At 72.7% G+C, this 11,133-nt stretch carries 12 protein-coding genes; 6 read left to right on the forward strand and 6 right to left on the reverse strand.

Annotated features, from left to right (window positions below; all coding sequences use genetic code 11):
• Positions 1-14 precede the first annotated feature (14 nt).
• Positions 15-560 (forward strand): orotate phosphoribosyltransferase, encoded by a 546-nt coding sequence (pyrE, locus tag BM223_RS02680; protein WP_038681847.1) that lies wholly within the window; start codon positions 15-17, stop codon positions 558-560.
• 43 nt (positions 561-603) lie between these two features.
• Here the strand turns inward: pyrE and BM223_RS02685 are convergent, their stop codons facing one another.
• Both BM223_RS02685 and BM223_RS02690 read right to left on the reverse strand, forming a co-directional pair.
• Positions 604-1,032 (reverse strand): VOC family protein, encoded by a 429-nt coding sequence (locus BM223_RS02685; protein ID WP_038681845.1) that lies wholly within the window; start codon positions 1,030-1,032, stop codon positions 604-606.
• 108 nt (positions 1,033-1,140) lie between these two features.
• On the reverse strand, positions 1,141-1,908 hold the full coding sequence (locus BM223_RS02690; protein ID WP_235319058.1) for a DedA family protein: 768 nt from the start codon (positions 1,906-1,908) through the stop codon (positions 1,141-1,143).
• A gap of 85 nt (positions 1,909-1,993) precedes the next feature.
• Between BM223_RS02690 and BM223_RS02695 the strand changes: the two genes are divergently transcribed.
• A complete protein-coding gene (locus tag BM223_RS02695) occupies positions 1,994-2,641 on the forward strand; it encodes a TrmH family RNA methyltransferase (RefSeq protein WP_038685349.1) in 648 nt (215 codons plus the stop codon).
• Between the two features lie 15 nt (positions 2,642-2,656).
• On the opposite strand, the gene BM223_RS02700 is transcribed toward BM223_RS02695, so the two are convergent.
• Together BM223_RS02700 and BM223_RS02705 are read right to left on the reverse strand one after the other, a co-directional pair.
• A complete protein-coding gene (locus BM223_RS02700; RefSeq protein ID WP_038681843.1) occupies positions 2,657-3,154 on the reverse strand; it encodes a SigE family RNA polymerase sigma factor in 498 nt (165 codons plus the stop codon).
• A complete protein-coding gene (locus BM223_RS02705) occupies positions 3,151-3,747 on the reverse strand; it encodes a hypothetical protein (protein ID WP_038681841.1) in 597 nt (198 codons plus the stop codon). Before BM223_RS02705 ends, BM223_RS02700 begins: the two co-directional genes overlap by 4 nt.
• A gap of 115 nt (positions 3,748-3,862) precedes the next feature.
• Here BM223_RS02705 and fbaA point away from each other — a divergent pair, with 115 nt between their 5' ends.
• Together fbaA and ilvA are read left to right on the forward strand one after the other, a co-directional pair.
• Positions 3,863-4,894 (forward strand): class II fructose-bisphosphate aldolase, encoded by a 1,032-nt coding sequence (gene fbaA / locus BM223_RS02710; RefSeq protein WP_038681840.1) that lies wholly within the window; start codon positions 3,863-3,865, stop codon positions 4,892-4,894.
• Between the two features lie 4 nt (positions 4,895-4,898).
• Positions 4,899-6,194, forward strand: a complete 1,296-nt coding sequence (gene ilvA / locus BM223_RS02715) for a threonine ammonia-lyase IlvA (protein ID WP_038681838.1) — start codon at positions 4,899-4,901, stop codon at positions 6,192-6,194.
• Positions 6,195-6,373: 179 nt separating this feature from the next.
• Here the strand turns inward: ilvA and BM223_RS02720 are convergent, their stop codons facing one another.
• The gene (locus BM223_RS02720; RefSeq protein WP_052139039.1) at positions 6,374-7,894 is read right to left on the reverse strand and encodes a DHA2 family efflux MFS transporter permease subunit; all 1,521 of its coding nucleotides are present in this window, start codon (positions 7,892-7,894) and stop codon (positions 6,374-6,376) included.
• 57 nt (positions 7,895-7,951) lie between these two features.
• Between BM223_RS02720 and BM223_RS02725 the strand changes: the two genes are divergently transcribed.
• Together BM223_RS02725 and BM223_RS02730 are read left to right on the forward strand one after the other, a co-directional pair.
• Positions 7,952-8,377: a DUF3151 domain-containing protein gene (locus tag BM223_RS02725; RefSeq protein WP_038681835.1), complete on the forward strand. Its 426-nt coding sequence runs from the start codon at positions 7,952-7,954 to the stop codon at positions 8,375-8,377.
• A gap of 4 nt (positions 8,378-8,381) precedes the next feature.
• Entirely contained in the window at positions 8,382-9,437 is a 1,056-nt protein-coding gene (locus BM223_RS02730) for an AbrB family transcriptional regulator (protein ID WP_038685347.1), read from the forward strand.
• Here the strand turns inward: BM223_RS02730 and lysS are convergent.
• Positions 9,434-11,116, reverse strand: coding sequence for a lysine--tRNA ligase (lysS, locus tag BM223_RS02735; protein WP_052139038.1), 1,683 nt, complete (start codon positions 11,114-11,116; stop codon positions 9,434-9,436). The two genes, BM223_RS02730 and lysS, sit on opposite strands and share 4 nt — an antisense overlap.
• Between the last annotated feature and the right edge of the window lie 17 nt (positions 11,117-11,133).

Consider the following 11,133-nt stretch of genomic DNA (forward strand, 5'->3'; position numbering starts at 1 on the left):
CTATCCTCAGGACCGTGACGACCACCGACACCTCCCTCGCCGCCGACATCGACGCCACCTGCCGCCTGACCGGCGAGTTCACGCTCCGCTCCGGCCAGGTCAGCAACGAGTACTTCGACAAGTACCTCTTCGAGGCCGACCCGCTCCTGCTGGCGCGGGTCGCGCGCGAGGTGGCGCAGCTGCTGCCCGGCGACGCGGACCTGCTCGGCGGGCTCGAGATGGGTGGCATCCCGATCGCGACGGCGGTGAGCCAGCTGGTGGGGCTGCCGGTGGTGTTCGTGCGCAAGAAGGCCAAGGAGTACGGCACGGCCAAGCTCGCCGAGGGCCCGTCGTACGACGGCAAGCGGGTGGTGCTCATCGAGGACGTCATCACGACCGGTGGCGCGGTGCGGGACGCGACCGCGGCGCTGCGCGAGGGCGGGGCGATCGTCGAGACGGTGGTCTGCGCGATCGACCGGAGCCCGGGCGCGGAGAACCCGCTGGACGACGTCGCGCTCGAGGTCCGCGCGGTGCTGACGAAGGCCGAGCTGGACGCGGCGCGGGCGGCCGCCCAGGCCTGAGGCCCGGGGCGACCGCCCGTCGGCAGTGCGAGGTGCGGGTGGGTCAGTCCTGCGGGGCGCCCGCGATGTTGACCAGCCAGCTGACGCCGTAGCGGTCCTCGAGCATCCCGAAGCTGTCGCCCCAGGGCGCCTTCTCGAGCGGCTGGTGGACGGTCGCGCCCTCGGACAGGCCGTCCCACCAGGCGCGGAGGGTGGCCTCGTCCTCGGCCGGCCCGCTGATGCTGACCTGCTGCTGCTGGGGCTCGCCGGGGACGTGCTGGGGGTGGTCGGCGCCCATGAGGAGCACCGAGTCCGAGACGGACAGGGCCGCGTGCATGACCCAGTCGACCTCCTCCTCGGCGACGCCCATGGCGGTGCCGCCCATGTCGGCGAAGGTCATGACGTTGAGCTCGCCGCCGAGGACCGACTGGTAGAACTCCATCGCCTCGCGCGCCTGGCCGCGCCAGTTGATGTAGGGGTTGAGGTTGATCATCGTGACTCCCGGGTCGAGGTGAGGTGAGGTGGACGCCGGGATGGACCGGCGGTCCGGGTGGAACTCATCGCTGGGCCGGCGAGGACCTCACGTCGCCCGGGGGCGGGATCAGTCGACGGGGGCGTCGGCGGGAGCGTCGGTGGCGGTGCCGGTCGTGGCATCGGAGGTCGAGGCGGCCTTGCGGGCCTTGGCGGCGGGACGCTTGTGGCGCCACCACTCCCACGCGAGCGGGACCGCCGAGAACGCCAGGATGGCGAGCGTGACGTAGTCGATGTTCTCGCCCAGCGCCGGGATCGCGGCGCCGAGGAAGTAGCCGAGCAGGGTGATCGAGACGACCCAGAGGACGGCGCCGATGGCGCTCCACGTGAAGAAGCGGCGGCGGTCCATGAGGGTGACGCCCGCGACGACGGTGATGTAGGTCCGCACGAACGGCACGAACCGGCCGATCACCAGCGCCTTGTTGCCGTGCTTGTCGAAGAAGGCCGACGTGTTGTCGAAGTACTTCTTCTTGAGGATCCGGCCGTCGCGCTCGTAGAGCGGCGGGCCGAGCTTGCGCCCGATCTCGTAGCCCGCGACATTGCCCGCGAAGGCGGCGACGACGAGCAGCGCGATCGCGATGACCAGCTCGACCGGCTCGTTGGAGATGCCGACGACGCTGTAGCCGGTCTTGTTGCTGCCCGCGATGAAGAGGCCGAGCGCGAAGAGCAGCGTGTCACCGGGCAGGAACGGGAAGAACAGCCCGCACTCGACGAAGACGATGGCGATCGCGATCCAGATGAAGGTCGTGCCGTACTCGGACTGCAGCCACGACGGATCGAGCCACTTGATGCCGAGCAGCATCGGCACCACGAGAGGGGTCGCCACCAGCGAGTTCACGACGCCACGCTACCGGCCGGTGCCCAAGAGCGTGACGGATAGGGTGCGGTTCGTGGACCGGGACGAACGTGCGCCGTACGACCCGATGCCCCACGGGCCGCCCGAGGTGGGCGTCGGGCCGTGGCCCGGAGCGTGGCCGGAGGGTCCCGGCAGCGAGGTGTACGACGAGCAGCTGCTGCGCGAGGGCGACCGGCGCAATGTCGTCGACAGGTACCGGTACTGGAGCGTCGAGGCCATCGTCGCCGACCTCGACCGGCGCCGGCACGGCTTCCACGTGGCCATCGAGAACTGGCAGCACGACTTCAACATCGGGACCATCGTCCGCTCGGCCAACGCCTTCCTCGCCGCGGAGGTGCACATCGTCGGCAACCGCCGCTGGAACCGGCGCGGGGCGATGGTGACCGACCGCTACCAGCACGTCCGGCACCACCCGACCGTCGCCGAGCTCCACGCCTACCTGGCCGAGCGCGGCGTCCCGCTGCTCGGCATCGACAACCTGCCCGGGTCGGCCCACCTCGAGACGATGGACCTCCCCGCGCAGGTCTGCTTCCTCTTCGGGCAGGAGGGGCCGGGGCTCTCGGAGGCCGCCCGCGCGACGTGCGACGGGACCTTCTCGATCGCCCAGTTCGGCTCCACCCGCTCGATCAACGCCTCCGCGGCGGCCGCGATCGCGATGCACGCCTGGGTCCGCCAGCACGCGGACCTGAGCAGCGACGCGGCCTGGCGCGGCTGAGCCGGCCGGGCGCGGCTAGACCTCGGACGTCTCCTCGAGGTGCCCGCGCAGGGCGGTCAGCCCCCGCGAGGTGTGGCTCTTGACCGTGCCCTCGGAGATGCCGAGCTCGGCCGCCGCCTCGGCCACCGAGAGCCCCAGCCAGTGCCGCAGCAGCACGGTCGCCCGCTGCTGGGCCGGCAGCTGCTGGAGCGCCTCGACCAGCGAGGACCGGTCCTCGACGCTCACCCCGCTGGGGGCGACCACCTCGGGCAGCTCGTCGGTGGGCCGCTCCCGGCGGACGACGCGGCGGGACTCGTCGATCGCGGCGTTGAGCAGGATCTTGCGGACGTAGGCCTCCTCCGTGCCGCTGCGCACGACGCGCGGCCACGCGACGTACAGCCGGACGAGGGCGGTCTGCACCAGGTCGTCGGCGCGGTGCCAGTCGCCGCACATGCCGTAGGCGATCCGGCGCAGCTGGTCGCGGCGGGTGGTCGCGAACTCGACGTACGCCGCCTCGCGCTCGGCGCGCCTCACCGGGCGGTCCCGGTGAACGTCAGGGTTCGCTGGTGGTCGAGCCAGCCGGCGAGGGTGTCGTAGCCGGACTCCGCCTCCGTCTCGGCGACCCCGCCACCGCCCTGCGTGGCGACGGTCGTGCCCTCCTTGGCGAAGCGGTAGAGCACCACCCAGGTGGTCGTGGCGCCCTTGCGCAGGGCGAGCGCGGTGGAGTCGGTGATCGGGCCGCCGCCGTTGGTGGAGCTCATCCCGGTGACCGGGTCCTCGACCCGCTCGACGACCTCCCAGCCGCTGCGGACCAGGATCACGTCGTCGTCCTGGGGGTCGTAGCCGGCCGGCGAGTCGTCGACCAGCTTCTCCGTCGAGGCGAGCCCCTCGTCGGAGACGCCGGCCGCGACCTGGACCGGGTCCGCGCCCTGGCTGCCGGCGAACTGCGAGGTCACCGCCACGCCCGCGCCGCCCACGACCAGCGCGAGCGCCAGGGCCGCGCCGCCCGCGGCGAGCCGGCGGCGGCGTACGGCGCGACGGCCGGGGCCGAGCGTCGCCGCGACGTCGAACGTCGGTGCCGGCGGCGTGCGGAGCTCGGCGTCGAGCACGTCCTTGATGTCCTGCATGGTTCCTCCAGGGGGTGCGCAGTCAACTCAACCAGGGATACGCAGGCCGACAGCGATCGGTTGTCACGGTAGGTTGATGTGGTCGTAACCGGACCCCGCGCAGGAGCCAGCCAGCATGCCGATCGCCACCCCTGAGAAGTACGCCGAGATGCTCGACGCCGCGAAGGCGGGCTCGTTCGCCTTCCCGGCCATCAACGTGACGTCCTCCCAGACCCTCAACGCCGCGCTCAAGGGCTTCGCCGATGCCGGCTCCGACGGCATCGTCCAGGTCTCGACGGGCGGTGCCGAGTACCTCTCCGGCCCCTCGATCAAGAACATGGTCACCGGCTCGGTCGCCTTCGCGGCCTACGCGGCCGAGGTCGCCAAGAGCTACCCGGTCAACATCGCGCTGCACACCGACCACTGCCCCAAGGACAAGCTCGACGGCTTCGTCCGCCCGCTGCTCGACATCTCGGCCGAGCGGGTCGCCCGGGGCGAGGCGCCGCTGTTCCAGTCGCACATGTGGGACGGGTCCGCCGTACCGCTCGACGAGAACCTGCAGATCGCCGAGGAGCTGCTGGCGCGTGCCGCCGCGGCCCGGATCATCCTCGAGATCGAGGTCGGCGTCGTCGGTGGCGAGGAGGACGGCATCGTCGGCGCGATCGACGAGAAGCTCTACACGACCCCCGAGGACGCGCTCGCCACGGTGCGCGCGCTCGGCGTCGGCGAGAAGGGGCGCTACCTGACCGCGCTCACGTTCGGCAACGTGCACGGCGTCTACAAGCCGGGCAACGTCAAGCTGCGGCCCGAGATCCTGCGCGACGCGCAGGCCGCGATCGTCGCCGAGCTCGGCCTCCCGGCCGACGCCAAGCCGTTCGACCTGGTCTTCCACGGCGGCTCGGGCTCGACCGCCGACGAGATCGCCGCCGCCGTCGACTACGGCGTGGTGAAGATGAACGTCGACACCGACACCCAGTACGCCTTCACCCGGCCGGCCGCGGACCACATGTTCCGCAACTACGACGGCGTCCTCAAGATCGACGGCGAGGTCGGCGACAAGAAGGCCTACGACCCGCGCGCCTGGGGCAAGGCCGCCGAGGCCGGCATGGCCGCGCGCGTCGTCGAGGCCTCCGAGAACCTCCGCTCGGCCGGCAAGACCGTCGGCTGATCAGTTGGCTCCGGACCTCCCCACCGCGGCGGACGTCGACCGGGCGGCGGCGCTGCTGGGCTCGGTGATCCCGCCGACCCCGCTGCGGAGGGCCGACCGGCTCTCCGCGCTGACCGGGCTCGACGTCTGGTTCAAGCGTGAGGACCTCACGCCGGTGCGCTCGTACAAGGCGCGCGGCGCCTACACGGTCCTCGCCGGCCTCACCGAGGACGAGCGCTCGCGCGGCGTGACCACCGCGAGCGCGGGCAACCACGCCCAGGGCGTCGCGTTCGCGTGCGCCCGGGCCGGCGTCCACGCGACGATCTTCCTGCCCCGCACCACGCCCCGGCAGAAGCGCGACCGGGTCGCCGCGCTCGGCGGCGACCAGGTCGAGGTGGTGATCGCCGGCGATGCCTACGACGACGCCGCCGTCGCCGCGGCGGACTTCGCCGCGGCCTCGGGTGCGACCGTCGTCCCGGCCTTCGACCACCCGGGCATCGTCGCCGGCCAGGGCACCGTGGCCGCCGAGATCCTCACCCAGGCCGCCGAGCTCGGCTGGCAGCCGGACGCCCTCGTCCTGCCGGTCGGCGGCGCGGGCCTCCTCGCCGGCTGCCTCACCGTCCTCGCCGAGCGGCTGCCCGGCGTCCGCGTCGTCGCCGCGGAGCCCTCCGGCGCGACCTCCCTCGCCGCCGCCCTCGCCGCCGGCGGCCCGGTCGAGCTCGACGCCGTCGACCCCTTCGTCGACGGCGCCTCCGTCCGCCGCGTCGGCGACCTCACCTACCGCGCCGTCGCGGCCGCCCGCGCCTCCGTCGGCCTCTCCGCCGCCGCCGTGCCCGAGGGCCTGATCTGCGTCGAGATGCTCGACCTCTACCAGGTCGACGGCATCATCGCCGAGCCCGCCGGCGCCCTCGCCCCCGCCGCCCTCCGCCTCGCCGGCGGCCTGCCCGGCCTGGCCGGCCTCGCGCCCGGCAGCCGGGTCGTCGTCGTGGTCTCGGGCGGCAACAACGACGTCTCGCGCTATGCCGACATCGTCGAGCGGGCGCTCGTCCACGAGGGGCTCAAGCACTACTTCCTCATCGAGTTCCCGCAGGAGCCGGGCGCGCTGCGGCGCTTCCTGGACGACGTCCTGGGGCCCGACGACGACATCACGCTCTTCGAGTACACCAAGCGCAACAACCGCGAGACCGGCCCGGCGCTGGTCGGCATCGAGATGCAGTCGCCGGACGACCTCGAGGGGCTCGTCGCGCGGATGGCCGACTCGAGGCTGCGGGTCGAGAAGGTGCCGCCGGACAGTCCGTTGTTCGGGTTCGTGCTGTCGTAGGCGAGTTGTGTGCGCCTGGTGGCAGTTTCACCGCCTAGGCGGTGAAACTGCCCGCGGGGTGAGGCAGGGCACCCCGACGAACGCCGCGCCGGGCGCAACTCGCCGTCCGCGGCGTTCTAACGACTTGGCACACGAAACCGGGCGTCGGCGTGGGGAGTTCCGTGTGCCTAGGTCCAGTTTCACCGCCTAGGCGGTGAAACTGCCGGTGCCCCCGCCGCCGACCGTTGCCCGAACCCCTCGTGCTGCGGCCGCTCGTAGAACATCACCGCGACCAGCCCGACGGCGTACATCGCCGCGGGCAGCCACATCGACTGCTGCATGGCCCGGCTGAAGAGGTCGGCGGCGTGGGGGTCGGGGATCTGGGCGGCGCCGGCGTCGCCGTGGGCGGCGGCGCCGGGGAGGTAGTGGGCGAGCCGGCTGTCCATGAGGACGGCGATCGCGGCCGCGCCGAGCACCGAGCCGACCTGGCGGGTGGCGTTGTAGACGCCGGCACCGGCGCCGGCGAGGTGCATCGGGAGGTTGCGGTTGGCGGTGGTGGCGGTGGGGGCCCAGATGAAGGCGTTGCCGACGCCGATCAGGGCCATGGGGACGGCGAGCTCCCAGACGGCGACGCCGGGGGCGAGGCGCCAGATGAGGAGCAGGAAGCCGACCAGGCTGGTGCCGAAGCCGAAGCCGAGCACCTTGCGGGGGTGCAGCCGGTCGGAGAGGGAGCCGACGAGGCGGGCCAGGAAGATCGACATCACGGCCATGGGCAGCATGAGGAGGGCGGCCTGGGTGGGGGAGTAGCCGCGCACGGCCTGGGCGTAGAGCATGAGCGGGAAGCCGAACGACGCGGCGATCGCGCCCATGCAGGTGATGGCGATGTTGGAGACCGAGAAGTTGCGGTCGGCGAAGAGGCTGAGGGGGACGAGGGGCTCGGTGCGGTTGAGCCGCTGCCAGACCAGGAACAGCACGAGCAGGACGACGCCGCCGGCGATCATCGCGATGATCCAGCCGGCCCAGTCCTTCTGGTGGCCCTCCTGGATGCCGAAGCAGAGCAGGAACATCGCCGCCCCCGACAGCAGCACGCCGAGCCAGTCGAACGAGTGCTGGTGGGTGGGCAGTGCCGGGACGTTGCGCACGGCCATCACGAAGGCGAGGACGCCGACGGGGATGTTGACGAAGAAGATCCACTCCCAGCCGAGCCCGTCGGTCAGCACGCCGCCGAGGATCGGCCCGACGACGAGCGCGACGCCCGCGGTCGCGCCCCACACCGCCATCGCCCGCCCGCGTGAGGCGGCGGGGAAGATCCGGGTGATGATCGCCATCGTCTGCGGCGTCATCATCGAGGCGCCGAGGCCCTGGACGACGCGCGCGACGATGAGCGCCTCGACGGTGGTGGTCAGCCCGCACCACAGCGACGCGAGGGTGAAGACGGTCAGGCCGATCAGGTAGAGGTACTTGGCGCCGAACCGGTCGCCGAGCCGTCCCGTGATGAGCACCGGCACGGCGTAGGCCAGCATGTAGGCGCTGGAGACCCACACGACGTCGTTGACCGAGGCGTCGAGCTTCTCGATGATCGTCGGCGTCGCGACCGTGACGATGGTCAGGTCGACCAGGATCATGAAGAACCCGATGACGAGCGCCCACAGCGCCGGCCAGGGGTTGGCGACCTCGCCCGAGCTGGTCGCGGCAGGGGTGGTGGGTGCGCTCCGAGTCACGAGTCCAGTGAACACCCGCCGACCGACACCGGTGCCGGTGAGGGACAGAATGGACGCATGAGCCTCACGCCCGGTACCGACCTGATGGCCGGACCTCCGCCCACGCACCTGCCCGTCGACCCCGCGGCCGAGCTGCTCGCGGCCGGCGAGACCCCCACCGCCGTCGTCCGGCGGCTGCCGGCCTCGCCGCTGGCCTGGGCGACCCTCGCCGAGGAGGCCCGCGACGGCGGGGCGGACGACGTCACCGTCTACGCCTACGCCCGGGTCGGCTACCACCGCTCGCTCGACACGCTGCGCCGCAACGGCTGGAAGGGCCATGGCGCCGTCCCGTGGGAGCACGAGCCCAACCGCGGCTTCCTGCGCGCGCTCGGCCTGCTCGCCGTCGCCGCCCGCGCCATCGGCGAGACCGACGAGTGGGAGCGCTGCTCGTCGTTCCTGCGCGACTCCAGCCCGACCGCGTACGACGAGCTGCTCGGCAGCTGATCCGCTGACCGTCCGGCTCGGGCTCGCGGCCGCGGCGACGTACGCCGTCGTCGTCGCGGGTCTGGCCTGGGTCGGTGCGCCCTCGCCGCCGCTGTTCGCGGCGATGGTCGCCGCCGTCGTGGTGGCGCTGCGGGCGCCCGAGCCGCCGCCGATGCCGCCGCGGCTGCGCGCGCTCGGCATGGCCGTGGTGGGGACGGCGGCCGGCGCGAGCGTCGACGTCGCGGTGCTGCGCACCGTCGCCCGCGAGCCGGTCGCGGTCGTCGGTGGCGTCGTCGCCACCCTGCTCGTCTCGATGCTGATCGGTCAGCTCCTGCGGCTCTCCCGGCACGTCGACGGGACGACAGCCGTGTTCGCCTCGATCGCGGGTGGCGCCTCGGGCGTGGCCCTGGCGGCCCGCGAGTACGGCGCCGACGACGCGATCGTGATCTCGGTCCAGTACCTGCGCGTGGTGCTGGTCCTCATCAGCGTCCCTCTCGTGGCGCCCCTGCTCGGCGACGCCGGCGGTTCCGGCGGTGCCGCCGCCCCACCCGGCGCGGCGGCCGACCCGTGGTCGGCGCTGCTCTACACCGCCTGCTCGGTGGTGGGCGGTCTCGTGCTGGCCCGGCTGGTGCCGATCAGCGCGGCTCCGATCATCGGCACCCTGCTGGCGTCCAGCGCGCTGTCGCTGTCCGGGCTCTTCGCCGACGCGCGGGTGCCGGCCGCGGTGGTCGCCGTCGGCTTCACCATCGTCGGCGCCAACGTCGGCCTGAGCCTCACCCTCGACCGGCTGCGCAAGCTCGTCCGACTCTTCCCGCTCGCGCTCGCCCAGGTGGTGCTCAGCGTCGGGGCGTGCGCGGTGGTCGGCGTCCTCTTCGCCGACGCCGTGGGGATCTCCCGGATCGACGGCTACCTCGCCACGACCCCGGGCGGCCTGCCCGCCGTGGTGGCGGTCGCGGTCGACTCCGGCGACGCGATCGGGCTGATCCTGACCATGCAGTTCGTCCGGGTGTTCGTCGCGCTCGCCCTCGCCCCCGCGATCGGCGCGGTGCTGCGCCGGCGCGGGTGCGGCACGGCGTCCTAGGCCGGAGGCGTGAGCAGCGTGCGCACCTTGTCGGGGCCGAGGGCCGCGAACAGCGTGGGCAGCCGCGGACCGCGCTCGGCGTCGACGAGCAGGTGGTAGAGCAGCTTGAAGAACGCCTTCTGGTCGGTCTTGACCTCGTCGGTCGGCGCGTCGTCCACGGCCAGGCCCCGGGCGACCTTGGGCACGCCGTAGATCAGCGTGGTCATCTCGTCGGCGTCGGCGAACGACGCGGGGAGCCCGTCGAGGAGCAGGCCCAGCCAGCGCGCCTCGTCGTCGTCGAGCGCAGCCAGGCGGGCGGTGTCGGCGTCCTCGCGCACCGTCGTCCGCTCCTCCGGGTCGACGTACGACGTGATCCAGGTGGCCGCCTTGTCGAGGCGCGGCTCGAGGTCGGCCTCGGTCGCGCCGACGGTGCGGGCGGTGATCTCGCGTGAGCCGGCGGTGACGTCTGCGACCGACGACAGCATCCGGAACGGGACGACGACCGCCGGCGTCGGCAGCGTGCCCGCGGTCGACGTCGCCGACGCCCGCTCCCAGGCGAGCACCGCGGCGTCGCGCTTCTCGGGGATCGCGGCCTTCTTGGTCAGCGCGTCCCACTCGTCGTACAGGCGCAGGACCTCCTGGCCGAAGTCGACGTTGAACGCCTGCTTGGGCTGGCGGCGCACGTAGAGCCAGCGCAGGATGGGGGCCTCGAGGATCCGCAGCGCCTCGGCCGCGGTGGGCACGCCGCCCTTGGACGACGACATCTTCGGCATCCCGGCGACGCCGACGAACGAGTAGCCGACGAACGACGGGGCGGTCCCCCCGAAGATCGGGCCGACCAGCTCCTTGCCCACCGTGTACGACGACCCGGGCGAGGCGTGGTCGACGCCCCCGGGCTCGAAGTGGACGCCCTCGTAGGTCCAGCGCATCGGCCAGTCGACCTTCCAGACGAGCTTGCCCTCGTTCTGGGTCGCGACGTTGGTGACGTAGGAGTCACCGCATGCGTCGCAGGTGTAGGCGAGATCGGTCGTCTCGTCGTCGTAGGACGTGAGGGTGACGGTGTCGCGCCCGCAGCCGCGGCAGTAGGGCTTGTAGGGGAACCGGGCCAGGTCGCCCTCGGTGGAGCCCTCGTCGTCGGCGGGCGCGTCGTCGGTCTTCTTGGTGCGGAACCGCGCCATCACGGACTCGATCTCGCCGCGCTTGCGGATCGCGGTCAGCACCTGCTCGCGGTAGGCGCCCGAGGTGTACATCTCGGTCTGGTTCACCTCGACCATGTCGCAGCCCATCTCGGCGAGCGCGGCGCGCAGCGGCGCCTTGTAGCGCTCGGCCCAGCTGGTGAACTCGCCGGTCGGGTCGGGGACGGCGGACAGGGGGCGCCCGATGTGCTCGCTCCACGAGGGGTCGACCCCGGCGGGGACCTTGCGGAACCGGTCGTAGTCGTCCCAGCTGTGCAGGTGCCGCACGTTGATCCCGCGGCGGCGGATCTCCTCGGCGACGAAGTGCACGGTGAGGAACTCGCGCAGGTTGCCGAGGTGGATCGGGCCCGAGGGGCTGATGCCGGACGCGCACGTGACGAGGTCGGGCAGGGTCCCTCCGTTGACCGACTCGGCGTGCCGGAGCGCCAGGTCGGCGGTCCGGGTCACCCAGTCGGTGGGGTCCTGCTGCTGGTCGCCCTGCTGGTTGCGCTGTCCTCGTGCCACGGGCCAAGCCTAGGGTT

The organism is Pimelobacter simplex (genome assembly GCF_900114845.1).
In the GTDB taxonomy this organism is placed as follows: Bacteria; Actinomycetota; Actinomycetes; order Propionibacteriales; family Nocardioidaceae; genus Nocardioides; species Nocardioides simplex.